Raw genomic sequence first — 26116 nt, 5'->3', positions numbered from 1 at the left:
TCGAATTTATGTAACAAAATATTAGAAATTGATTGATTTTTTATGACAATAAAATGAAGAAAAGAAGAAGTATCTATTATCAATAAAGATTTTATTTCATACCAATATTAATTATTAATGACATTAAATATACTTTTTGCTACTTTTTTTCAGGCTAGTACCTTATTCTAGCATACCTTTAAAAGGAAAATAATTATGAGACAATGGGAAATATGGCGAGTAGATTTATCAAAAATTACCGATCCAGTAACTTTAACTCAATTTTCAGAAGATAAAAATGATTTTACTTACTGTGTAGTTGTTACAGGACAAAATTTTTTAGATACTTATCACGCACCAACTATTTTACCTATTCTACTGAATAGTACAGGTAACTACTCTGCTATTTCTATTGATGGCAATAAAGAAACTGGTTTATTTTGCGAATCTTATATAACTTGTGATCATATCCTAACAATACAAAAAAATATTTTTACTAGAAAAATAGGAACTGTTCCTGAAAATTTACGAAACAAAATTCAAAAACGCCTGTTTTCTTACTTTATGGAATAATTCTATTCCATAAAGTAATTTTTTTCTCAAATTCATAGCTACCTAAACTTTAAAATTTCAATATCATAATACCAAAATTTTCTTTTCTGCATTTGAATTAAAAATAATATCCTATATAATTAAGGAATCTTCATAAAAGCTTTGATCTTTTAATATAGGATTACCTTATGAATTATGATGAAGCAGTTAAAGCGCATTCCAGTTGGAAAGTAAAACTTGTAAATTACCTAAAAAATCCTGATAATTCTTTAAAATCTGATGATATTTGTAAAGACAACTTATGTGACTTAGGAAAATGGATTTACTCAATGGAAAATAAATTTTCAAGTAATAATAATTTTAAAAAATTAAAAACCATTCATGCTGATTTTCATTCAGAAGCAGGAAATATTGTTTCTCGAATTCATAATGGTGAAAAATTCTCAGAAGACGAAATTATAGGAAAAAATTCCAAATTTAATACTTTATCACAACAAGTAATTGCCGCTTTAATGTCTATCCAGCATTTACTTGTATAAAACTAATATTTTTTATATGTTTCTTTAACCTTTACTGCTGTAACAAAAGCAATAAACATAATAATTGCAGTTATAAGAACGATTAGCAAATAATTGAAATTAAACAAAACATAAGATAATAATGCAGGTGTTAAACCACCAACAATTGCATAAGGAATGTTGTAAGATAAAGACAATGCAGTTGATCTAATTTTTATGTCAAATATTTCAGCAAATAGTGTACTTGATGAACCTACGTAAAAACCAAAGAAAATAGAAAGAAAAGTCATATATAGATAAATATATAAGTCAGTATTTTCAGTTTTTAATATATAAAATAAAGGGCCAAAAAATAAAATAATTGCAGCTGAAGATAAGATTATTACTTTTTTTCTTCCTACTTTATCTGACAAATATCCACCTAGTATGATGCAAACAGCAAAAACTATCATAAAAGTACCATTAATAAACAAAGCAAAATCACTTGATTTATTCATAAATTTTTCTAAAAATGTAGGATTCCAAATATATACTAATTGATAAAAATAAGCATAAGCAACAACCATTAAAACAACTGAAAGTACAACTTTTAAAACATCTTTTTTTACCAAAAGCGAGAGAAATTTCTTCGGTGTGATTTTCCCTAATTCTTTTTTTTGACTGGTATATGCAGTACTTTCTTTTAACATAAGTCTTATAAAAATGACGACTAAGTTTAAGAGAAATCCAATAAAAAAGCTAATTCTCCAACCATAAGTATACAATGTATTGTTTGATTCAAAGTAGTGAATAATTGCTAAAGTAATAAATGAACTTAAAAGAATTCCAATTGCAGTACTAGAAGGAACAGTACTAGTGTATAAACCTCGTTTATTTTTTGGACTCATTTCAGAAATATAACAAAGAGAAGTTGTATATTCACCTGCAATAGAAAAACCTTGAATAAATCTAAGAATAGAAAGTAAAATAGCTGCTGAAAAACCTATTTGCTCGTGTGTAGGAATTAAACAGATCAACAAACTAGGAATTGCCATAAGCGATTGAGAAGTGATCAAGGTCATTCTTCTGCCAATTTTATCTCCTAAATATCCAAAAAAAATTGCCCCAAAAGGTCTTGCTAAAAAACCAATTGCAAAAATTAAAAAAACATAAATGATGCTTTTTTTTTCATTTACATCAGGAAAAAAAAGTTTAGATAAAACTGGGGTTAAATAGGCATAAGCTAAAAAACTATACCATTCAACAACATTCCCAATTCCGCTTCCCAGAACAGTAAGAAAAATATTAGATGTTGATTTTAACTTAAAACTTACCATTTATTCCTCCAATAATTTTAAATAAATATATTTTACCATTTCTTTTCTTTTACTTAATTAAATATTGTCAAAAGTTATTTAAAAGTTTAAACTCCAGCGCAACCTAGAAGTAGTATTTGTTTCTGTTACGTTTTAATTATGAGGTTAAAAATGGTAAACGAAGATCGTTTCTTAGTTCGAAAAGTAGCTGTTTTAGGCTCTGGGGTTATGGGATCACAAATTGCTGCGCATCTAGCAAATGCCAATGTCGACGTGGTATTATTTGATCTTCCAGGAAAGGATGGCAATCTAAACGCCGTTGTGCAAAAATCACTTGCCTTTTTGCAAAAGCTAGAACCAACTCCTTTTTCAGTAAAATCAAAAGTAAATTATATTACTCCAGCAAATTATGAAACAAATTTAGATTTATTAGAAAATTGCGATCTTATTATTGAAGCAATTAGCGAACGAATGGATTGGAAGAAAGATTTATATCAAAAAGTTTCTTCCCACATTGCAAAACATGCAATTTTTGCAACAAATACTTCTGGTCTTTCAATTAATTCTCTGGCTGAAGCTTTGCCAAATCATCTGCGCCAAAATTTTTGTGGAATTCATTTTTTTAATCCTCCAAGATATATGACATTAGTAGAAATTATTCCCCAAAATTCTACTAATGCAAAAATATTAGATCAATTAGAAACATTTTTAACAACTACTTTAGGCAAAGGAGTTGTTCGTGCGAAAGACACACCAAATTTTATCGCAAATCGAATTGGTGTTTTTTCTATGTTAGCTACGATGTATCATACAGAACAATTTAAATTAGGTTTTGATACAGTCGATGCTCTTACAGGAACTGCAATAGGTAGAGCAAAAAGTGCTACATACAGAACACTTGATGTTGTTGGAATTGATACATTAGCACATGTCATAAAAACCATGGGAGATACACTTCCTAATGATCCTTGGCATAATTTCTTTAAAGTACCAAACTGGATTCAAGCTCTAATTTCTAAAGGGGCTATTGGACAAAAGGTAGGGGCTGGTGTTTATAAAAAAGAAGGAAAAGAAATCCAAGTAATCGATTTAGAAAAACAAGGATATCGAACAAGTAATCAAGAACTCGACTCAAGCATCCAAGAAATTTTAAAAATAAAAGATCCTACAGAGAAATTTAAACAAATTATTAAATCAACTCATCCACAAGCCCAATTTCTTTGGGCTATATTTCGTGATTTATTTCATTACTGCGCTGTTCATTTAGAAGATATTTGTGAAAATGCAAGAGATCTCGACCTAGCTGTACGTTGGGGTTACGGTTGGACTTTTGGACCATTTGAAACATGGCAAGCTGCTGGTTGGAAAATGATTACAGAAGCTATTCAAAGCGATATTTCAGCAGGAAAAGCTTTAACAAAAACTCCATTACCGACATGGGTAACTGATAGTAACAGAGTAGCCGTTCACTTTTCAGAAGGAAGTTACGCACCCTCAACTAATGCAAATGCTCCAAGAAGACAACTTCCCGTTTACTTAAGACAATACTATCCTGAAAAAGTTTTAGGTGAAAAACATAGTTATGGAGATACAGTTTTTGAAAATGAAGGAGTTCGTCTCTGGACAAAAGATGATGAAATTGGAATACTTTCATTTAAAAGTAAAATGCACGCTGTTGGTTCAGATGTATTAGATGGAGTGATTGAATCTGTAAAAATTGCAGAGCAAAAATTAAAAGGTTTAGTGGTTTGGCAAACAGAACCTCCTTTTAGTGCAGGCGCAAATCTGACACAAGTTACTCAAGCTCTACAAAGTAACAATTTTTCAATCTTAGAAAAAATGGTGAAGCGTTTTCAAGAAGCTTCAATGACACTAAAACATTCTCTTGTTCCTACAGTAGCAGCTGTACAAGGCTTAGCTTTAGGCGGTGGCTGTGAATTTGTTATGCATTGTAGTAAAGCTGTTGCAGCTTTAGAAACATACATGGGACTTGTAGAAGTTGGGGTCGGGTTATTGCCTGCTGGTGGTGGTTGTAAAGAATTCGCTTTACGAGCTGCAAAAGATGCGAAAGGTGGAAACATCTTTCCATTCTTACAAAAATATTTTGAAAACATTGCAATGGCAAAAGTATCCCGAAGTGCAGAAGATGCAAAAGAACTTGGTTATTTACGCCCATCAGATACCATTGTCTTTAATCCAAATGAACTTTTATATGTTGCAATAGCAGAAGCAAAAGCAATGTATGAAACAGGATACAGGCCACCTTTAAAATCAAAAGATATTATCGTAACAGGAAAGGGTGGAATTGCTACTTTCAAAGCTGCATTAGTAAATATGCAAGCAGGTGGTTTTATTTCAGAGCATGATTTTAATATTGGATCTAAAGTAGCAACAATTCTTGCTGGTGGAGAAATAGAACAAGGTAACAGCGTTTCTGATGAATGGTTACTAGAATTAGAATATCGTTTCTTTATCGAACTGCTCAAAACCGAAAAAACACAACAAAGAATCGAATACATGTTAAAAAATGGAAAACCTCTCAGAAACTAAAAAGGAGTCTGTTCATGTCAAAACAAGTTCAAGATGCTTATATTTGTACAGCAATTAGAACACCTGTCGGCAAAGCGCCACGTGGAGTCTTTAAATTGACAAGACCTGACGACTTACTTGCCCATTGTTTAAAAGGTTTGTTAATTAAAAATCCAGAAATGGATCCTGCTGAAATTAGCGATGTAATAGTTGGCTGCGCAATGCCAGAAGCAGAACAAGGAATGAATGTTGCGCGTATTGCATTATTACTTGCGAAATATCCACACGCAGTACCAGGAATGACAATCAACAGATTTTGTTCTTCAGGTATTCAAGCTGTAGCAATGGCTGCGGATCGCATTCGCATGGGCGAAGCTGATTTAATGGTTGCTGCTGGTACAGAAAGCATGAGCCTCATCCCTATGATGGGCCATAAAGTTGTTATGAATCCTGCGATATTTAAAGATGAAAATATTGGAATTGCTTTTGGCATGGGAATGACTGCTGAAAAGGTAGCAGATAAATGGAAAATTTCGCGTGAAGATCAAGATGCCTTTGCTTATGAAAGTCATCGACGTGCCATTGAGGCTATCAAAAAAGGTGAGTTTAACGATGAAATTTTACCGTTTACCACCACAGAAGCGCTTCCTGGCAGAATTGGAGAAATTCTCACCAATAACAAAGTCATTACAACGGATGAAGGTCCAAGAGCGGACACAACAATGGAAGCTCTAGCAAAATTGCGCCCCGTTTTTGCCGCAAGAGGAAGTGTTACTGCAGGAAATAGTTCACAAATGAGTGATGGAGCTGGAGCTGTCCTACTGGCTAGTGAAAGGGCAATCAAAAAATATCATCTCCAACCTATTGCAAGATTTGTTTCTTTTGCCGTAGCAGGAGTACCTCCTGAAATCATGGGAATCGGTCCCAAAGAAGCATTACCAAAAGCACTAAAACAAGCTGGACTAAAACAAAGTAACATAGATTGGATTGAATTAAACGAGGCTTTTGCCGCTCAAAGCCTTGCTGTTATTAGAGATCTAGAGCTTGATCCTAAAATAGTTAATCCTTTAGGTGGTGCTATTGCATTAGGACATCCTTTGGGAGCAACTGGCGCTATCCGTACAGCAACAATTCTTCATGGCATGCGCAGACATAAAAAGAAGTACGGTGTCGTTACCATGTGTATTGGAACAGGAATGGGAGCAGCAGGAATATTAGAAATGGTTTAAAATATTCCCTTTTAATAAGAACTCTTCATAAAAAAAATAAACCACCTTCTTCTTTTTAAGAAAAATGTGGTTTTTTTCCTTTTCTAAAATCAATAAAATTTTAGCCAATCAGTCAATTAATTCATTTACATAATTTACTTCATCTTTTTGTCATCAAATTGGCATGAATGTTGCTTTGCAAAAAGTGGCAGAACTTTTTGCCAAAAAGAAGGAGTTATTATGCTTTGTCATCTAAGTAAATTCATAAAAAAATACTTCCTATTCAGTTTTCTATTTCCTTCTTCCTCAGCTTTAGCTAGTGACTTTTACATGGCCTGTTACTATTATGACACAAATAGAGGTGAAAATAGTAATAATCCTAGTTTAATGCGTCCAAGCACAGCAATACCAGGAGCAGCTAGCAATTATTTTTGGGCAACCAACGTAACAAATAATGAATATGTAAAATTGCAAGGAAAAATTGTTGATGGTTTCTTTTATGCTGAAGACAAAAGTTATGAAGAAGCTAAAGCAGAATGCTTAAATGCAATTAATAAAGGAACTTTTTTCTGGCGCTCAAAAAAGAGTTACAAACTTTATGACATTAAAGCTAGTATTTCTAATTATAATGCTTATGAATATCCAATCCGTTTTTTAAAAGATGACAATAAAAAAGGAAAAATTAAACAAGTAGTTTTATTTGGTGATAGTCTTTCCGATACCGGAAATTTAAAAAGATGGATGAAAGTCATGCCAGCTTATCCTTTTTGGTATGGCAGATTTTCCGATGGCTTTATTTGGAATGATTATCTAAAAAGAATCGCTCACTTACCAATTCTAAATTTTGCTTTTGGTGGTGCTAAAACAGAAGGTAACAATAATTTCTACGTCAAAGACTTTTTAGAATACCTCCGCGCAGCAGGAAGAAATTTAGTAACTGGAAGCTCTAGGGACTATGTAAATAACTATGTAAATAATTATTTAACTGATAATTCTTATGCCAATAAATCTTTTAGAATAACTAATCCTGATGAAACACTTTTTATTATCTGGGTTGGAGCTAATGACTATATCTCTAAATTTGAACAAACTGTTTATTCCGAAGACTTTTTTAAATATCCTGATGGCATAAATGGATCAAGAACAATTTCAGAAAGAGCTGTAAATAATATAACTGAACAAATAAATACTTTGATATCCAGAGGGGCAAAAAACTTTCTTGTTATAAATTTACCAGATTTTGGAAAGACACCAATAACTTTGAATGTAAAATATGATCCAAATTTAGATGATATTAATGATAAAAGAGAATTTTCACAAAATATATCTGAAGTAATAAAATATTATAATGCTTATTTAACTAATTCCTTAAATAATTTAAGACAAAGCACAAATGGAAATGCAAATATTAACTTATTAGATTTTTATAAAGACTTTAATTTATTATTAGAAGGAAAAAATATTTATACTCAAGAAAATTTTGATTATGGATTTACAAATCTGGATTCAAAATATGAAATTCCAAATGAACCAGGCAAATATATTCAGGACTATTGTTACAAAGGCAGTTACCTTGATGCAGCAAAAAATGCGTTAAAAACAAATCATGACGCTTATCTAAGTGGATTAAGTAAATCCTGTAAAAATAGCGAAAAAGAAGTAAATCAATTCGCTATCTTTTGGAATTCTCCACACCCAACAAGTTATGCCCATTGCTGGATATCTTTCCTAGTATTAAATAAACTAGAAGACTTACAATTATTGCCAAATTATGAGTTTTCAGATTTATCCGCAGTAAAAAATTATTGTCAAAAACAAATTAATCTTTAAAATGCATTCTCTCTAATATTTTAGAGAGAATTTTTTTCTCAAAATTAAATTCTATTCGAAAAATTCCTACCAAATTTAAATGCAAGAAAGTCACCTTATGCTAAATATTGAAATCAAAAATCTAGAAAAAAACGATCTAAATGGATTAATTCCACTTTGTGATATTTTGGGTTTCGAAGGTTCGCTCAAAAATTTAGAATCCCGCTTTTTTGACTTGATTGATTTTCCAGCACATCAAGTAAGAATTGCTAGAGATTTAAAAAGTTCTACATTAATTGGATTCATTCATTTTTTTGAGGCACCCTCCCTACTCACCTGTAAAACTATTGAAATAGGCGGACTTGCTGTATTACCAGAATTCAGAAGGCAAGGAACAGCGACAAAATTAATGCTTGAAGTTGAAAAATGGGCCAAAATTAAAAACTGTGCTTCGATACTATTAGCAACCCAAATTTTGCGCAAAGAATCCATTAAATTCTATGAAGAACTTGGGTATTTTAAGGAATTTCAAACCTATTTTATGCGAAAAAATCTTTCTCTAGATTAAACAAAAAAGCTCTATTATTAAAATAGAGCTTTTCATTTCCAAAGAAGTTCGCTAATAGCTTTAAGCCAGTTGCAAGCTTATTTAGGTTTTCCAGGTAAGGACGGTTCTGGATTTGGTACTGTTGGCAATTTAGGTTCTGTTGTAGGAACACTTGGAAGAGTAACAGGTACGCTCGGATTATTAGCAGGTAAGCCCCCAATAGGTTCTTGCTTAACTCCTTCAGTTACAGGAGCGGAAAGCGATTTTTCCAATTGATTTTTGAGCTCATATTTATCATGAGTCTTTTTCCAAGATAAAGATATTGCTAATACAAAAAATAGAACTCCACAAATCCATGTTGCCCTAACGATAAGTTTGACACCACCTGTTGCACCAAAAAAGCCGGTTGTGTTACCTCCTCCAAAGGCTCCACCTAAACCGCCTTCATTTCCTTGCTGAAGAGCAATAATCAGGATAATTAAAACTAAGGCATCTATGATTAAAAGAGTTGTCAGAAGAGTTGAAATCATCTTAGTATCCTCAGTATAGAAAAGGCTGTATGCCTTACTCTCAAGAAGGATAGGTATTGCACAGCAATAAAGATTTCTCAAGTTCGTTTCACAAAGTGGGTTTATTAAATGACACGCATGACCAAGAAAAAAGAAGTTTCCGAAGCTAAAGCAGAGAAAAGCACAAAAACAAAAGCTGCCACATCGAAAGCTAGTAAAGCTTCTGGAAAAGCGGAATCCTCTGCTGTAAAAACTAAAAAAACAGAGAGTCCCAAAGCTGTTAAGCAAGAAAAAACAGTGAAAAAGCCCGCTGCTCCAAAGGTAGCTGAAAAAACTGCTGCAAAAAAAGAAAAAGCAGCTCCCAAAAAAGTAGAAAAAGTAACTAAAGTAGAGACCTCTCGCCCGGTAAAACCAACACCTGCAAAAAAAGAGTCTCCAGTAGCTGTAAAAGCTAAGGTAGTTAAAGAAGTTGCGTATCATCCTCAAGAAACCTTATTTCCTGAACTAGCAATTGCTGTCAGTGAAAAAGAAATCTTGCCAAATGAACCCAAAAAACAAGCTACCGATCAGCATTTTCCTATCATTGCAACAGAACAAAAAATTGAAATTTTGCAAGCTAGTAGTGAACCTGTCCCTGCTTATTTCATCCCAGAAGTTTCAGAACAAAATAAAAAAGTTATCAAATATGAAAACATCATAGCAAATGACTTCATTATTGAAGCTCTAAAAAAAGCAGGCCACAAAGAACCTAACGAAACATTGCAAAAAGCTCTTTCTGCTACCTTAAGAGGCTCCGATGTTTTAATTATAAAACCAAAATTAAAAGAAAGTTTTTTGGTTGGTTCTGTAGCAAGTGCTGCTAAAATTCTTGCAGAAAGTCTTCCGAAAGGAAATATTCAAGCACCTTCAGTTCTATTTCTGTGCAATTCAGATAACAAATGTGAAGAGATTTATACTTTAAGTAAACATCTGTTAAAAAGCTTAGGTATATCTTTAGCAAAAGCAATTGAGTCAGAAAATGAATTATCGTCAAACGAATCATTTGATGTCCTACTTGCTACCCCTAAAACTTTGCATAAATTCATTCAAAATAAAACGTTAAAATTAAAGCAAGTTGGTTTATGTGTTTGTTACGATACTCATGGTTTTACTCAAGAAGAATCACTTTCTGATTTGGAAAAAATACTTGGAGAACTACCTGCAGAAAGAACTCAGAAAGTAATTATTGCCAATGAAAATGCACCAAATGTGCGGGAATTGGCTTTTAAATTTATGGAAGAGCCTGAGTACGTCAATACATTACCTTCACAAGTTAAGGAAAGAAACCCTAAGCAGTTTGCGCATAGCTTACAAGCTGTCCAAAAATTTCAAGTCTTACTTGGCCATTTAAAAACCCACAAGCCAAGTTGTACGGCAATATTTGCAAATACTAAAACTGTAGCAGAATGGATTGCATTTAAACTCCATGGTAACGGAATTAAAGTAGAACTTGTTACAAGTCCGTTAAATCTTTCGAAACGAAAAAATCTTGTAAAAGCAATCCATTCAGGTGAAGTAAACGCAATTGTAACTACCGATGTCTTATCAAAAAACTTGGGTATTAAAGAACTAAATTGCATTTACAATTTTGACTTGCCAAACTCACCTGAGCAATTCATGGAACGACTTTCAAGAATTGAAGGCACAAAAAATCCAATAGCTGTTTCATTCATTTGTGAAGACTATGGTTTTAATATTAAAGCTATTGAAACTTCTTTAGGCTTTAAACTCCATATTGCAACACCTGATAAAAATTATTTTAATTTAAAGGATACTTCTGAATATCCTCTAGAAGCTAGCGGTAAAGTAAAAAGAATTGGTGTTTCCTACGAGCAAGAAATTGTCGCTACTCCTGTGGAAGAAAGCATGCCAAGCGAATCTTTCCGCACAGCCCTCAAAAAAGAAGATACAGTTCCAACAGAATCTTTCCCAAAAGTTGGCAAAAAAATTCATTTGGAAAGCATTGCCCAAAAAGAATCCGCAACTTCGTCAGCTTCAGTTGCATCATCCGCTACAACTTCAGCGTCACAAACCAAACTTTATCCGCGGCCTGAAAGTGAACAAAGAGATGAAGCTAAAACTCAAGCGTTTCAACAAAAGCCGTTTGATGCCAACAGAAAAAGTAACTATCAGCAGGCAAGTAAACAAACGGATGGCAGCTTGAATCGCCAAGCAGATAAATTTGCAAGAAGGGACGAAAGAGCGAAAGAAGCAATCGATGCAGCACGGATGGCAGCTAAAGCAGCTTCTGATAAACGCAAAGATCGTGGAACTCAAAAAACAACAAATCCTCCAAAACGTCCAAGCCTCATGAATATTATGGTTTCACTCGTTCAAGATGCTGTTCAATCAGCAGCTTTTGCAGCTAAAGAATCAGTTGCCCAAAATATTCAAGAAAATCTTCCTACTTTATCAAATGTTTTAGACAGGTTTAATATATTGAAAAAACCTCTTAAACCAGGTGATGAAGACAAAAAAAATCCGCAATAAATTCTTTTAAAAGCTCAATTTTTTAATATTATTATTCTTTAATTGAGCTTCTTTTCTTATCCAAATAAATTCAATAAATAATTATTCTACTAAATATATTAAATATTTAATGCATAAAATATAGATCTTGAAATTTAACAAAAATTTATCTACTGTAAAAAAAATTAGAAAAAGGAAAAAATATGCGCATCAAAAAAGTTTCAGCCAAATTTATATTACTTATATTTTTGTTTTCAATATTTCCAAGTTTACATGCAAAGAAATTATATCTAAATAGGAAAAATAATATTGTGATAGAAGACACATCTAAACCTTTTAGTAGCTATACTTGGCTTGTTGCACATAATGCATATTCTAACGACAATATTTTTTCGAATCAATATGGATTACCGGTAAGTGAACTTTTAAAGTATGGTGTTAGAGGTCTCATGTTAGATCTATATGATTATGAAAATAGCATTTATCTATGCCATAAAAGTTGTTACTTTAGCAACTATGGAAAATTTTTTGAAACAGTCAGTTACTCAGTAATTCCTTTTTTGCGCAATAACCCAAGAGAAGTTGTTACTATCTTTTTAGAGGATCATAGTAGCAGATCAATGCTCGAGCAAGAACTTGCAAAAATTCAAGGATTAGAAGAATTTTTATTTAATCCAAGCGTTTGGGCAGAATACAAACAATGGCCTAGTTTAGAAGAGTTGATTCAAAAAAATCAACGTTTAGTTATTATAACTGATAATAAAAGAAATTCAGGTTACTACGAAATAAATGGAAAAGAAATCCATTTAATCTTTGGACCTGATTTAACAGTAGAAAATTATTGGAGCTTAGGAGATACCTATCTTTCGCACAATTATGCCTGTGTGAGTCGTTGGCCAGAAATACCTTTAAGTACAAAAAAAAGCAGTTACTTTTATAATCAATGGGAGAGACTGGTTGTCATGAACCAATTTCATGGTATTCCATTCTATCCGCACTCAACTTCTGATAATAAATTTAAAGCCCTTTTTACCCGTGAACAAAAATATTGTCTTCCTGAAACAGAAAAAATGCCTAATTATGTCGCTGTAGATAACGTTACTAGTGGTGATGCAAAGGAATATGTCCAATGGTTAAATTCTGGAGGTATTCTATTTTACAAGGATTTAACTTTTGATACTGAAAATTTAATTTGTGGTTTTTCTATTGTTGAATCAGGAAGCAGTGATTTAAATAAGTTTCGTTGCGATCAACCCATTCGATCTATAAAAATCAATCGCTTAAAAGAAGGAACAATAATTAGAATATTCGACAAAAGCTATAAATTTCAAAACTCAGAATATGTAGAACTTACGATGAAGAAAGATATGTCTGATACTGAAGAGTTCAAAATTGATTTAGAAAATTATAACTTTGAAAATTCATATTATAAATATATCTACTATGGGAAAAAATTAGATAAAAAAACATTCCAGAAAATTGAAGTTATTGTTAGTTATGCTCAGGAAAAAAAGTTATAATAATATCTATAAAATTATACACTTAAATAAGTTTATTTTACAATTTTTTGATATGTTTTATTTCAATTATCTTATCATGAGTAAATAACTTCAGAAATATTTATTTATTAAGAATTAATTAGTAAATCATCGCACAAGCCCACATTTCAATAAAAATTAAATTTGTTAGATTAAAATAGTCATCATAAAAGAAGAGAAAGGAGATGATAATGGAGAATGTAACCTTAAAAAGGAAGTTAAGTTCTTATGTATCAGATAAAGGGTATTTAAAGCATGTCCCCGATGACATATTGTTTGAAGTGTTATTAGCATGGGAGAATTGGACAGGTTCTAGTAAGGAATTTTATGGTACTTTAGGTTTTACTCATGCCCAAATGGCATCTTTAATTGGTAAAGCAAAAAGGTTAAAAAGAGAAGGTCACTTTAGTGACGAAGATTTTAAACAAATAAAGATATCAACGGAACAAAATTTAAATTCAGAACATGCAACAGTAACAACATCTGTATGTGGTGCTGCAGAGTTAGTGTTACCAGGTGGTAAATTGATTCGATTTTCAAACATAGATTTTTTATTGGATTATTTAAAGAAAAGCGCATGATTAATTTTAATAGAAGAACAAAGATATATGTAAATAAGAGTCCCACGGATATGCGAGAATCGTATGATGGGTTATTTAATCGCGCAAAAAATGTTCTTCGTAAGGATCCTTTTTCGGGACATTTATTTTTATTTATAAATAAGAAAAGGTCTTCTTGTAAGTGCCTTTATTATGATGGTACTGGACTCGTAATCATATCCAAAAGGCTAGAAAAAGGTTTATTTTCAAGAATAAATCCGAGGTATAAAAAAGAAATTATTCTTACTCAAGCTGAATTTAGTTTATTTTTTGAAGGAACAGATCTAAAAAAAGATTTGTTGAAAGTCCTGCAGAAATTAGAAAATACATAACCAAATCAAACACTTGAAATTTAATGAACTAGGTGTTATCTTGCGCGAATGGAAAAAAATCTATTCGAAAAAATTACCGCGAATGATCTTTTAAAATTCAATAGCAAACAGCTGATTGAATTCTTTGAAAATCAAAAGAAATATACTGAGAAAATATTAAATTCTCATAATGAATTTATTCAAAAACACAATCTCATTCTTGAAGAACGAGATAGCTTAAAAAAGCATAATAAAGAGTTACTGGATAAAATTGTTGAAGTTGAGGGGCAACTTGTATTACTTAGACGAAGGATATTTAGAGAAAAATCTGAAAGGATTGTAAAAGATAAAAATACTTCGGAACCATCTGATAATATAAAGAAAAACAGCTCAAAAAAACGTGCCAAAGAAATTAAAAGACTTCCATCTGAGCGATATCCTGAAGCAGAAATAATTGAAGAACATGTAGAATTTAAGGAACTGCCTATTTGCAACTGCTGTGGTTCACAAATGCGTGATTCTGGAATGACTGAAGATAGTGAGTTTTTAACAACAGAGCCAAAAGATTACTACATAATAAAACAAAAGCGACATAAATACCGGTGTACCAAATGTCATGGAGATATTAAGACTGCTCCTACTCCTAAAAAAATAATACCAAGTTCAGTTTATAGTGACGAAATGATAGTCGATGTTGCAATGACAAAGTACTGTGATCTCATCCCTATTGAAAGATACAGTTCAATAGCAGGGCGTGAAGGCTTTGTGGATTTACCACCCAATAGTTTAATAGGTACGACACATAAACTAGCCGAATATGTTGAACTGGCATATAATAAAGTAAAGGAAGAAATATTATCTTCAAACGTATTACATGCGGATGAAACCCCTCACCGCATGTTAGAAGGAGATGAAAAAAAGAGCTGGTATTTATGGGGATTTTCCAACAAACAAAGCTCATACTTTGAAATCAGGAATACCAGATCAGGCGATGTCGCTTCTGAGATTCTTGGCAAATCTAAGTGTGAATATTTAGTCAGTGACATTTATTCCGGTTACGTTAAATCAACAACAGAAGTAAATAAAAAGCGAGAGAATAAAAATATTCCATTAATTAAAAATATTTATTGCAATGCGCATAGTCGTCGCAAATTCATGGAAGCTGAAAAATTCCCTGAAAGTAAATTCTTCATTGAACAGTATCATGAAATTTATAGGTTAGAATCAGATGGAAAAAAAGATCCTCAACTACTGCAAAAAAATAGAAATCAAATGAAAGCACTCTTTGAAGACATGAAGATAATAGGAAAAAAATTGTTACAAGGAGTTTCTGCTCAAAGTACACTAGCAATCGCTATAAACTATTTTTTAAAAAACTATGAAGGGCTTACAAGATTTATCGAAAATATTGAATTGCCCATTGATAATAATCACCAAGAAAGACAACTTAGAAGTCCTGTTATAGGAAGAAAAACTTGGTATGGAACTCATTCAAAACAAGGTGCAAAAACAGCATCTATTATGTTTACTCTTGTAGAGTCTTGTAAATTAAATGGAATAAATCCTAGAGAATATTTTTCAATGCTTGTTAAGGATATTCATGCTGGGAAAAACGTCTTTACCCCAAAAGAATTTAATAATATAGACAGCGGATAAAGAAACAATTCTTATTCATTTATCAAATTACGTAAATAAATCACTATAAATTAAATTATAAAATTAAGTTACTGCATTGACGTTTACTCGGCAATGTGTGAAGGTTCGACGATTTACATTAATTAGGGTGTGTTCTCAAATTTTTACCCAAATGAAAGAGAATCATAAGTAAATCATAGAAGAAAAGTTACTTTTTTCTTATCGTAACGAGCTGGAATGCTTTTAAATTGTTTTAATCTAGCAAATAAATTCTCAATTAAATGCCTTATTTTGTATAAATAGAAGCCGAACTCTTCATTTATTTTATCAATAGTATTTTTCTTCTTATGAATCACAGCTTGAATTCCATTTTCTTTCAATCGCTTTCTAATTTTTTCTACATGATAAGCTCTGTCTGCAATTAATACTTCTACATTTCAATTTAGCTTTTTCCAAAAAATAGCTTACCAAGAATTTCTTGTTGATTTATAAAATGTCATAGCATTCATTTTTTAAGAAAAAAAAGAATACTGCGTTTAAATAAAACCCACTTTTTAACAAGAGGAAACGCAGCATGAAACTTAGATTACAGCATTCCTTTCAAGAGTTGAAGAGATTAATGAAAAAATCTTCAAGAAGAGAAATCATTTTTCGGTTACAAATGCTTATCATGAAAGTTAAAGGAGAAACGATAAGAAAAAAACAGATTTTTTCTTAATTTCGAAAGAAACTATTGTTACTTTTAATAAGTAAAATAAAATTCTTTTATAAATACTTCTAAAGTGATATCCTACAAAAAAATCATTATTAAAAATGGTAGTCATTTTTAATTCTATAAAATTATAGTAAAAGTTAATTTAATCTAAAAATATTGTATCGATAATTTGTTTACAAACCAATTTTTAAAAACTAATATTAATCATTCTAAATTTCTTATAATTTAGAAAATATAAATTTTCAATAAAATAGAATAAATATTAAAACATTTTTAATAATATTTTTTACATTTATAGGAGTTTATTATGAAATAAAATTAACACCACTTATTTATTATTAAGATTGATTTAAAAGATTCATAGAATAAAAAACAAGAAATGAATCGTTTGTAAATACCTCTCCCAGAACATCTATCGAACTTTATATTCTCGCTGTATGAGTGGTTGTCGTTAGAATATTTAATTAATTTTTTTACCTATTTGTTTACTTATAATATTACAGGAGTTAATTATGCAAGAAAATCATTATGACTTATTTGATATTAAGATTGAATTAAAAGAATTTACAGAATACAATCTTTCAAGATATGGAAATGAAATGTTTAAAACTGTTTATCGATGTCGACCTGAGAACAGTTATCGAACTTTATGTAGACATGGTGGTTGTCGTTATTAATTATACCAATTAAGATTTGAAAATATGTATTTAGAAAAAGAACTTGTACTTTCTTGCAAAAAAATAGAAAATCAATTTCTTTATTGAAGGGATTTTGGATGTCGTTTGAATAGTACCAGATTCAATTAGCAATTTCAATTGGTTTCAATTGATTACCTATTTAAACTAAGAGATTTAGAATATACTTTTTCATCGTATGAAAGTGTTTTTTACTTATTGAAAGTTTGATTTGAGTATGCTAATTAGAATTTATTCTAGCCAATTTTTGTTTAGTAAACTGATCGCAGTATGCACGATAAACAAATAGTTCTGAGTGATTTAATTCTTAACCGCTATTAAATCATGTTTAGCAGCAAAGGTTATTTCATTGAGACAGGAGAAGATTTAAATCAGTTTACTAAATTTTAGCTATAGCTAGTTTTCAGATTAAATCAAACAAAATAATTCAATATGCTTTTTGAAGAATTATTAAAGATAATAATAAATTAGTAAAAAATATTAGAATATCTGTAATTAAGTTTCTTGCTTTTATTATTTACTATTACTTTTCTTAAGAAGAAAATATTAAACAATTTTAAAAATACAGAGAGAAAATTGAGAAATAGCTTAGTTATAAGTATTATATAAATCAGTAAGATAGAGAAAGTTTGTTATTTTTTCACAAAAATTATTCAACAAATTAGAACTAATACTATAATTTTCTTAATTACAAAATTTTATTTAAAATTAGCGCTATTTAAATTTTTATTTAGTAAAATAGATATTTAATTTGATGATATTTCAATTTTAATTATTACATATATACTTGAGGTAGTAATATTGTACAAACAAAAAATGTTTTATATGTTAAGAAGACCTATTTTTCCAGTTACTTATTTTATAGGCTATATTAATAGTAGAGAAGATATTTTAGAATATCTACCATCACAAAGTTACTATAATGTATTTAAGGAGGCATTACTTATAGCTAGTAAAGATTTATACGATAGTTTAATTCTATATGAAGAAAAAAAAATTCTTAATAATAAAAAAATTGAACAATTACGATCTGGTATATTGAAATATTATTCAAGAGCATCTTCAAGAACTACACCTTTTGGATATTTCGCTTCTGTACAGTTTAACAAATTAAATATTTATGAAAAAAATTTATCTATTGATAAATACGTTAAATCAGTAAGACCAGATATGGAATGACTCTTTGAAATTATAAAGTCTGTTGAAAATTCTGTAAGTTTAAATCATCTTTCAAATATTAAAATCAAAATAAATCCATCACTTTTTATAAATGGTAAAAGATTAAAATTAAATATATCTTCAAAATTAATTATAAAAGAAAATAATAAAACTTCAATAAACGATGAAATTTCTATTATATACAATGATTTATCAAAATTTTGCTACGAAAAACTTAATAAATTCTTTGAATTTAAAAAATTTATTATTGAAGTGAGAATATTTTTTAATATTAGTGATGTATGTATTATTGAAAAATACTTAAAAAATTTAATAAGTACTGGTATAATAATCACTGAACTTCAACCCAATTTATTATCAAATGATATTTTTTCTGAATTTATAGAAAAATTATTAAATTTGAACTCAAATGATTTTCTGCCACACTCACTTATTAATATAAAAGAAAAGATAAATAATTATAAAAATATTTCAATAGGATATGTAGGTAAATTATTAAAAGACATTTATAACGATATGAATAAAATTTATTCGACTAAAAATCTTTTACAAGTAGATATTTTGAATAAAAAAGATGATAATTTTATCCTCAATGATGAAGTAATTAGTGATTTGAAGAATTTAATAGAATTTTTATATTGGTTAGCGCCAAAGCAAAGAGGCCTTGATGAGATAAGGGATTTCCATATGGAGTTCTTGACTGTTTACGGAAATGCGAGAGAAGTTCCTATTTTAGAATTGTTAGATGAAGAAATAGGCCTAGGGGCTCCATATGGTTATAGACATCCTAAGTCAAGAAGAAAGTTTATATCTAATAAAAACTTTGATGAGAAAATGAATGAATTTATTTTGAATAAAATTTCTCAAAGCTTAATTTCTAAAAAGAACTCTGTAGTTATTGAGAAAAAAGAATTAGAAAAATACGAATTTTATAAAGAAAAAGACTTTTATCCTTCTGATGCAGTTGAGCTATATGCAAATGTATATGGAAGAAAAAATAGTTCAAAAAAAACTTTAGTTATTTCAAATATAGTCGGAAGCCAAGGCGCATGTCAAACATTTGGAAGATTTTCTTCTCTTTTTAGTAATGAAGAAAAAAATGAAATTAAAAGTTATATTAACGAATTACAAAAAAGAAACCCGGATATAATATATTGTGAATTAGTTTATATGCCAAAAAATTTTAGAGACGCAAATATTATAATCTGTAATTCTTTCTGGAATTATCAATTACATATGGATAATAATATTTTTGGTAGCAACCAATTAAATATTTCCGATATTGTAGTTTGTGCAAATTCTGAAAGATTATATTTTAAATCAATTCAATATCAGAAAGAAGTAAGATTTTTAAGTTCACATGTTTTTAATCATGAGAACAGCCCTAATCCAATTCGTTTTATGATAGATCTTGGATTTGAACAACATTCAATTTTTTCTTATTTTAAATTAGATATTTTAGAAAAAATGATATATATACCTAGAATTGAGTATAGTAATATTATTATACACCCGCAGACATGGAAATTTAACAAATATTCTATCAATTTTAATGAAGAAAACTTTTTAAGTAACTTTAAAAAATGGGCAGAAACATGGAATGTGCCAAATCTAGTATATATGGTAGAGTTTGACAATAAAATTTTGCTAAATTTGAAGGATCCTATTCATTTAAAGGAGATTCATAAAGAGTTTCTAAGAAAAGAGAAAATACTTCTTCAAGAATCTTTTATTGAATTACAGGATAATATTTATAATGAAGAAATAGTTGTACCATTTATTTTAGAAAATAATAAAGAAAAACAAAATATAGAAATAAGACCAAAACCAATTTTTGATCAAAAATTAAGATTTAATTTTCCAGGAGAAGATTGGTTGTATATGAAAATTTTTGTTAAAGAAAGTAGAGAAAATGAGTTTTTATCAGAGAAATTAGAAAATGTATTTTTACAGCAGGGAATAGATATAAATAATTATATTTGGTTTTTTATTAGATATTTTGATGAAAAAAACCACATCAGACTAAGAATTAAAAATTGTAATTCTTTTTACAATATTTATAAAAATATTGGAGATATATTCAGAAATTTAAACTTAAATGGATTTATTAATTATGCTACAATTGAGACTTATGAACCCGAAGTTGAAAGATACGGAGGACAAAAACTAATTGAACTTGCTGAAAATATATTTATGTCCGATAGTATCCTAGTATTAAATATTATTAAAAATATTCCAAAAATTCAAAATGAATTTTCCTTGGTTTTAATATCTTCCTTATGCATAATATCAATGCTAGATTCATTTGAAATGAATCATGAAAATAAAATAGAATTTTTAAAAAAATTAACAAATAAAGAAAAATATATTGATGAATTTAGATTAATAAGAAAAAAAGTTATTTCTTTATTTATAAATAATAATTTTATTTGGCATTATGATTTTTGTTTTAGTTCAATTTCAAAATATATAGAAATTAGAAATCAAAAAATATATGAGTATAATGTTATTATGAATACTTGTATATCAAGTAATGAATTATATAATTCAAAAGATGAAATAATAACTAGCTTTATTCATATGCACTGCAATAGATTATTTGGCACGAGTAATGAATTAGAAAATAAGTCTATTTCTTATGCTCTTCACATTCTAAATAGTCTAAGTTTCCATTTAAAAAAATAGATATATTTATTTTATTGTTTTTAATTATATGTTTATAAGAGGTAATTTTAATGTGATGAATGACTTAATTTTAAATTTTGCGGAAAAGATATGTTGTTTTGATTTTGATAAACTTGAAAATTCAACTAATTACAATAATAATATCCCATGGGAAAAATATACCCTCTCTTTAGGGTATCCCTCATTGGTATTGTTTTATAGCCAATTAAACAAACTATTTCCCTCAAGTAAATGGAGAAATATTTCACATAAGTATATCGAAAAATCTTTGAATTATATAAATGAAGGAATAACAACAGATATATCAATGTTTTCAGGATTTACTGGATTGTGCTATTCAATTTGGGTAGCATCTAATGAAGGAAAAAACTATAATGTGTTATTAGGAGAACTAGATAAACATTTTTTTAAAATTCTTGATATTAAGTTAAAATCAGTTTTGCCAAAAAAAAATTTTAATACTATAGATTATGATCCAATTCTAGGCCTTAGTGGAATTCTACGTTATACTTTATTAAGAAAAGAAAATCCAAAATTTTTAGAATATACTATTAAAATTATTAATATATTAAATACATCAATTAATTATGTTGAATTAAATGGTTTTTTTGTACCAAAATTTTATATAAGACCTGAGGATCATTTTACGGAAGAAGATAAAATAAGTTTTCCTAATGGATCCTTTAATATAGGAATGGCTCATGGAGTAAGTTCAATTTTAGCTGTTCTAAGTTTAGCTAAGATTAATGGTATTGAAGTATCAAATACTAATGAAACAATTGTTTCTTTATCAAATTGGATTTTAAAAAATAGGATGTATGATGAATACGGTACTTATTGGCCTGGGATAATTAGAATAGAAGATGAGATAAATTCAGATAATATTTTTAAAAGTTATCAAATAAAAAGACAAGCATGGTGCTATGGAACTCCAGGAACTTCTATGGCTTTACTTTTAGCATCTAAAGCTCTATCGGATTCTAATATATCTACTATATCAATTAATTCATTTTTGAATATTTTTAGTCGCCCTGAATCTGAATGGGTGTGCACTTCGCCTACATTTTGTCACGGGTATGCAGGAATTTTACAAATAGCAAAAAGATTTTACCAAGAATCTAATGAAATTAAATTATTGAAATACATAAAATCATTAGAAAATAGTATTTTAACATTTTACTCAATAGAGAATCAATTTTTATTTAATAACATAGAATATAATCTCCAAAAAGCTCATATTGTAAAAGATGTAGGTTTAATTAATGGTGCTATTGGAGTAATATTAAGTTTAATTGATATTGAACATCAGGAAATGTGCTTTTGGGATCAGCCATTTCTATTATCGTAAAAATATTAGGGTGCGTTCTCAAATTTTTACCCAAATGAAATTGAACCCTAAGTAAATCATAGAAGAAAAGTTATTTTTTTTCTTATTGTAACGTGTTGCAATGCATCTTAATTGCTTTAATCTAGCAAATAAATTCTCAATTAAATGTCTTATTTTGTATAATTAGATTTCGAATCTCTTCATTTATTTTATCAATAGTATTTTTCTTCATAGGAATCACAGCTTGAATTCCATTTTCTTTCAATCGCTTTCTAATTTTTTTCTACATGATAAGCTCTGTCTGCAATTTACTTCTGCCTTGCTAACTTCTATAATTTGATTCGCTATTTTAATGTCATGCACTTGTCCTTCACCCAAAACAAAGTTGATAGGCTTGCCGCATGAATCAGAAATCATATTAATTTTACTTGAATTACCACCAACTGTTCTTCCAATACATTCTATTTTTGTGTTTGAAGAATTGACTGAATGTTGATGTACTTTAACGATAGTGGAATTAAAAAAGTTCCACTTATTATCTAATTCTCCAAGAATTTTTATGAATAAATTTTGCCAAATACCTTGTTTTGACCAACGATTAAATTTATAAATTATAGTTGAATGTAAACCAAACTCTGTTGGAAGATCTTTCCAAGAAGCTCCTGTTCGTAACTTCCTAAAGACTGCTTCCATAAAAATCATTATTTTTTTGAAAAGTGAATTTTACATTCTTATATTATTATTGCTAGCCTCGACCATATTTGATCCGTTATCATTATTCTTAACATGTTCTCTCGCTTTCGTTAGATCTGGTAATCCAACTTTCGCGGGAAACATGCCAAATATCAAGTTTTCTTCAATATTTGAGAACACACCCTAATTTCTTTTGTTAATTGTTTTAATATTTTTATTAAAATAGAAATTCCAAAAAAATATTTTTATTTAAATTTGATTTTAAATTTAATAAGTAAACTATAAACACATGGAACAACAACTAATGTTAAAAGTGTAGATGAGATAAGTCCACCTGTAACAGTAACTCCTAAGTTGGAATCTAATTCATGCCCTGCTCCAGTTCCAAATATTAATGGAATCATTCCAGCAATCATTGTGAGAGATGTCATTAAAATAGGGCGTAGACGTACAACTGCAGCTTCAAGTAGAGCTTTATCGACATTTATTCCTTCCGCAATTTTTTGTTGCGCAAATTCAATAAGCAAAATAGCATTTTTTGTTACGAGACCTAAAAGTAATATAAGACCGATCATGGCATAAATTGTAAAGGATTGTCCTGTAATTAAAATTGCTAAAAATGCACCAGAGAAAGAAAGAGGAATACTAAATAAAATAGCTAATGGAGCTTTAAAGTTTTCAAATTGTGCACTTAACACAATGAAAATAAAAGCTAACGCTAATAATAATACTTTACTTACTACTCTGATTAATTCATCTAATAATTCTGATTGTCCACTATAATAAGTGTCTACTGATTTTGGTTTTGTTTCAGCAATATATTTGTTTATATTTGTCATTATTTTTCCAAGATCTTTTCCAAAATAATCAGCAGTAATAGTTACATTTTTAATACCATTGATATGTTTTATTTTTGGTTCAATAAGGATTTTCTCTATATTTGCAATTGAACTTAATAATACCGGATCTCCTTTTTCAGAAAAAATGAAAATTCCTGCTAAGCTATTAAGGGTTTGCGCTTTTTTTGTTGGTATTAAAATTTTAATATCAAAATACCTTCCATCAGCATAATAATCCCCAACTTTTTCTCCTTTATATAAAAGCAGTAAAGTTTCGGCAATATTGCTTGGAGATACTCCTAGTGAAGCTGCTTTAATAAAATCTGGTATAACTTTGTATTCATACGCTTCATCACTTACAGAACTTTCTGGAATTCCAATATCTTGGATATTTGTAATGTATTGCAAAACTTTTTTTGAATATTCATACAGTGCATGTGAATCTGTTGAATGTAATTCAAGGTTTATTGCATTGTTATATCCGTTTCCACCAATTTTTTCATTTGGATTTCGTATAAATTTGGCTGCAGATTCATTTAATCTTTGAGTAAATTCACTTGTCGAATAATTTCTCTTTTTAGAATCTAATAACTTAATTGTAAAACTAATTGACGAAGCTGAGTCATTATTACTTCCAACATTCATAATGACATCTGTTGTCCCTTGGTAAGTAAGAATATGATCTCTTATTTCTTTTCCACGCATAATTGCTTCTTCCAAAGGTGTTCCTTGTGCCAATCGAAAAGAAAAATAACTTATACTTTCATCTTCAGTTGGTACAAATTTTGTAGGGACAAATATAAGTAAAAATATGCTCAAGATAAAAATTAAAATTCCAACAAATAGTGTTGTTTTTTTCTTTTTCAATGAATAATTTAATATCTTCAGGTAATTATTTTGGAAAACTTGAAAATAATGGTCAAACTTAATTTGCCATTTTATTTCATTTGAATTTAAGGTTTGATTAGCAACTAGCTTACTACTCAGCATGGGAACCACAGTAAAAGCTACAAACAACGAAATAAGTACAGCAACAGATACCGTCATTCCAAATTCATAAAAATACCGCCCAATAATTCCTTCCATATAAATAACCGGAACAAAAACCGCAGCAATCGCTAAAGTTACAGAAATTGCTGCAAGGCCTATTTCTTGAGAACCGTCGATTGCAGCAGCTATTCTTGATTTACCCATTAACTTATGTCGATGAATATTTTCTATCACTACGATAGCATCATCAACTAAAATTCCAATTGAAAGAGTTAATCCAAGAAGCGTCATGGAATTTAATGTAAAACCTAAGTAATTGATTATAGCCAAAGTACCAATTATTGATGTTGGAATTGCAATAGAACAAATAAATGTATTTCGCCAATCATGTAAGAAAAGATAAACTACAAAAATTGCTAGAAGTGAACCTATAATAATATGAAACCAGACATTTTTATATGTCTCATAAATATAATTAGAATTATCAATATTTATGGAGATGTTCAATTTATCTTTATTAACTTTATTTAAATTTTCAATTAATTTTTTTAATTGTTTAGCTGATTCAATGATATTTCCTTTTGATTCCTTAGTAATTTCAATTACAATACTTTTCTTGCCATTCACTTCACTGTAGTTAGTTAACTCTGCGTGTGTATCTTGGATACTTGCAAAATCTTCTACTCTAATTAGCGGCTTATCTTTTTGCGCAATCGGAATTTTTGCAATGGTGTCTAATGAACTAGGAATTGTATTAGTAACGATACTAAATTGCGAATGTGAATTTCGCAGAACTCCGCTAGGTTTATTTACAATTTGCGAATTAATTTCTTTTTTTATTTGATTGGGATTTAAATGCAAGGCATTTAATATAGAAGGATTTAAGTTAATATGAATTTCTCTATCAATAGTTCCTGAAATATTAACTTGCCCTACTCCACTAATTCTTTGCAGTAAAGGTTTTAATTCTTTGTTAACATAGGTTGATAAATCTTGTTCTGACATTTTTTCACTTGTAATATTAATACTCATAAAAGAATTGTCATTTTCATTTATTCTTTTTACAAAAGGTTTTTCAGCATCTTTTGGAAACTCAATTGATCCTATTTCATTTCTTACATCAGCTGTAGCCTTATCAATATCCACATCCAAATGAAATTCAAGAAGTACAAATGCATAATCTTGGCTTGCTGAACCTTTAATTTTTTTCAAACCAGGTAACCTTTTAAACGCTTCTTCCATAGGATTAAGTAACAAATGTTCAGCAGTTTTTGCGTTCATTCCCTTGTAAGTTACACTAACTGAAACATACGGAATATCGACATTTGGTTCCCTATCAATTCCAATATTTGCAAATGCAAGCAAACCAAAAATAATGACGACTATGTTTAACATTGAGGAAAAATAGGGACGTTTCACCGATAAAGTTGAAAGAAACATTTTTAATCTCTTTTTT

The 26116-nt window shown here is 29.4% G+C and carries 20 protein-coding genes and 1 pseudogene; 15 read left to right on the top strand and 6 right to left on the bottom strand.

From position 1 onward, the window contains the following. Positions 1 to 195: 195 nt before the first annotated feature. Positions 196 to 552, top strand: a complete 357-nt coding sequence (locus tag QEJ31_RS10025; protein ID WP_280589776.1) for a type II toxin-antitoxin system PemK/MazF family toxin — start codon at positions 196 to 198, stop codon at positions 550 to 552. A gap of 167 nt (positions 553 to 719) precedes the next feature. Then, a complete protein-coding gene (locus tag QEJ31_RS10020; RefSeq protein ID WP_280589775.1) occupies positions 720 to 1070 on the top strand; it encodes a CZB domain-containing protein in 351 nt (116 codons plus the stop codon). Positions 1071 to 1072: 2 nt separating this feature from the next. Here the strand turns inward: QEJ31_RS10020 and QEJ31_RS10015 are convergent, their stop codons facing one another. Beyond that, positions 1073 to 2365 (bottom strand): MFS transporter, encoded by a 1293-nt coding sequence (locus QEJ31_RS10015; RefSeq protein WP_280589773.1) that lies wholly within the window; start codon positions 2363 to 2365, stop codon positions 1073 to 1075. A 150-nt stretch (positions 2366 to 2515) separates the two neighbouring features. On the opposite strand from QEJ31_RS10015, the gene QEJ31_RS10010 reads away from it, so the two are divergent. The 4 genes from QEJ31_RS10010 (at position 2516) to QEJ31_RS09995 (ending at position 8458) form a co-directional block, all read left to right on the top strand. Beyond that, positions 2516 to 4894, top strand: coding sequence for a 3-hydroxyacyl-CoA dehydrogenase/enoyl-CoA hydratase family protein (locus QEJ31_RS10010; RefSeq protein ID WP_280589772.1), 2379 nt, complete (start codon positions 2516 to 2518; stop codon positions 4892 to 4894). 14 nt (positions 4895 to 4908) lie between these two features. Further along, positions 4909 to 6102 carry an acetyl-CoA C-acyltransferase gene (locus QEJ31_RS10005; RefSeq protein WP_280589771.1) on the top strand — a complete coding sequence of 398 codons (1194 nt, stop codon included), beginning with the start codon at positions 4909 to 4911 and terminating at the stop codon, positions 6100 to 6102. 219 nt (positions 6103 to 6321) lie between these two features. Continuing rightward, positions 6322 to 7911 (top strand): SGNH/GDSL hydrolase family protein, encoded by a 1590-nt coding sequence (locus QEJ31_RS10000; protein WP_280589770.1) that lies wholly within the window; start codon positions 6322 to 6324, stop codon positions 7909 to 7911. A 97-nt stretch (positions 7912 to 8008) separates the two neighbouring features. After that, positions 8009 to 8458: a GNAT family N-acetyltransferase gene (locus tag QEJ31_RS09995; RefSeq protein ID WP_280589769.1), complete on the top strand. Its 450-nt coding sequence runs from the start codon at positions 8009 to 8011 to the stop codon at positions 8456 to 8458. Positions 8459 to 8535: 77 nt separating this feature from the next. On the opposite strand, the gene secG is transcribed toward QEJ31_RS09995, so the two are convergent. Next, the gene (gene secG / locus QEJ31_RS09990) at positions 8536 to 8967 is read right to left on the bottom strand and encodes a preprotein translocase subunit SecG (protein WP_280589767.1); all 432 of its coding nucleotides are present in this window, start codon (positions 8965 to 8967) and stop codon (positions 8536 to 8538) included. A gap of 108 nt (positions 8968 to 9075) precedes the next feature. On the opposite strand from secG, the gene QEJ31_RS09985 reads away from it, so the two are divergent. From QEJ31_RS09985 to QEJ31_RS09965, 5 genes are all read left to right on the top strand, one after another. Further along, positions 9076 to 11475 (top strand): helicase-related protein, encoded by a 2400-nt coding sequence (locus QEJ31_RS09985; RefSeq protein ID WP_280589765.1) that lies wholly within the window; start codon positions 9076 to 9078, stop codon positions 11473 to 11475. A 182-nt stretch (positions 11476 to 11657) separates the two neighbouring features. Then, positions 11658 to 12974: a hypothetical protein gene (locus tag QEJ31_RS09980; RefSeq protein ID WP_280589763.1), complete on the top strand. Its 1317-nt coding sequence runs from the start codon at positions 11658 to 11660 to the stop codon at positions 12972 to 12974. 209 nt (positions 12975 to 13183) lie between these two features. After that, positions 13184 to 13573: a hypothetical protein gene (locus QEJ31_RS09975; protein ID WP_280589761.1), complete on the top strand. Its 390-nt coding sequence runs from the start codon at positions 13184 to 13186 to the stop codon at positions 13571 to 13573. After that, the gene (gene tnpB / locus QEJ31_RS09970) at positions 13570 to 13923 is read left to right on the top strand and encodes an IS66 family insertion sequence element accessory protein TnpB (RefSeq protein WP_280589759.1); all 354 of its coding nucleotides are present in this window, start codon (positions 13570 to 13572) and stop codon (positions 13921 to 13923) included. The genes QEJ31_RS09975 and tnpB overlap by 4 nt, the downstream gene beginning before the upstream one ends. Before the next feature lie 48 nt (positions 13924 to 13971). Next, positions 13972 to 15558: an IS66 family transposase gene (locus tag QEJ31_RS09965; RefSeq protein WP_280589758.1), complete on the top strand. Its 1587-nt coding sequence runs from the start codon at positions 13972 to 13974 to the stop codon at positions 15556 to 15558. 173 nt (positions 15559 to 15731) lie between these two features. On the opposite strand, the gene QEJ31_RS09960 is transcribed toward QEJ31_RS09965, so the two are convergent. Next, a complete protein-coding gene (locus tag QEJ31_RS09960; RefSeq protein WP_280593280.1) occupies positions 15732 to 15959 on the bottom strand; it encodes a transposase in 228 nt (75 codons plus the stop codon). Between the two features lie 805 nt (positions 15960 to 16764). Here QEJ31_RS09960 and QEJ31_RS09955 point away from each other — a divergent pair. The 4 genes and pseudogenes from QEJ31_RS09955 to QEJ31_RS09940 all read left to right on the top strand — a co-directional run bounded on the left by QEJ31_RS09955 (position 16765) and on the right by QEJ31_RS09940 (position 22159). Then, positions 16765 to 16929, top strand: a complete 165-nt coding sequence (locus QEJ31_RS09955; protein ID WP_280589757.1) for a hypothetical protein — start codon at positions 16765 to 16767, stop codon at positions 16927 to 16929. Positions 16930 to 17763: 834 nt separating this feature from the next. After that, a pseudogene (locus QEJ31_RS09950) lies at positions 17764 to 19791 on the top strand (lantibiotic dehydratase family protein); the annotation flags it as partial. Positions 19792 to 20007: 216 nt separating this feature from the next. Continuing rightward, a complete protein-coding gene (locus QEJ31_RS09945; RefSeq protein ID WP_280593279.1) occupies positions 20008 to 20811 on the top strand; it encodes a thiopeptide-type bacteriocin biosynthesis protein in 804 nt (267 codons plus the stop codon). Between the two features lie 55 nt (positions 20812 to 20866). Then, positions 20867 to 22159: a lanthionine synthetase C family protein gene (locus QEJ31_RS09940; protein ID WP_280589755.1), complete on the top strand. Its 1293-nt coding sequence runs from the start codon at positions 20867 to 20869 to the stop codon at positions 22157 to 22159. Positions 22160 to 22399: 240 nt separating this feature from the next. On the opposite strand, the gene QEJ31_RS09935 is transcribed toward QEJ31_RS09940, so the two are convergent. The 3 genes from QEJ31_RS09935 to QEJ31_RS09925 form a co-directional block, all read right to left on the bottom strand. After that, complete coding sequence (locus QEJ31_RS09935; RefSeq protein ID WP_280589753.1) at positions 22400 to 22831, bottom strand: IS5 family transposase; 432 nt, start codon at positions 22829 to 22831, stop codon at positions 22400 to 22402. Between the two features lie 30 nt (positions 22832 to 22861). Next, the gene (locus QEJ31_RS09930; RefSeq protein WP_280589752.1) at positions 22862 to 23011 is read right to left on the bottom strand and encodes a hypothetical protein; all 150 of its coding nucleotides are present in this window, start codon (positions 23009 to 23011) and stop codon (positions 22862 to 22864) included. A 65-nt stretch (positions 23012 to 23076) separates the two neighbouring features. Next, on the bottom strand, positions 23077 to 26100 hold the full coding sequence (locus QEJ31_RS09925; protein ID WP_280589751.1) for an efflux RND transporter permease subunit: 3024 nt from the start codon (positions 26098 to 26100) through the stop codon (positions 23077 to 23079). Positions 26101 to 26116 lie beyond the last annotated feature (16 nt).

Origin of the sequence: Pigmentibacter sp. JX0631 (assembly GCF_029873255.1) — a bacterium.
GTDB lineage: Bacteria > Bdellovibrionota_B > Oligoflexia > Silvanigrellales > Silvanigrellaceae > Silvanigrella.
Note: the sequence above shows the minus strand (reverse complement) of the source record. Positions and strands in the feature narration are given on the sequence as shown.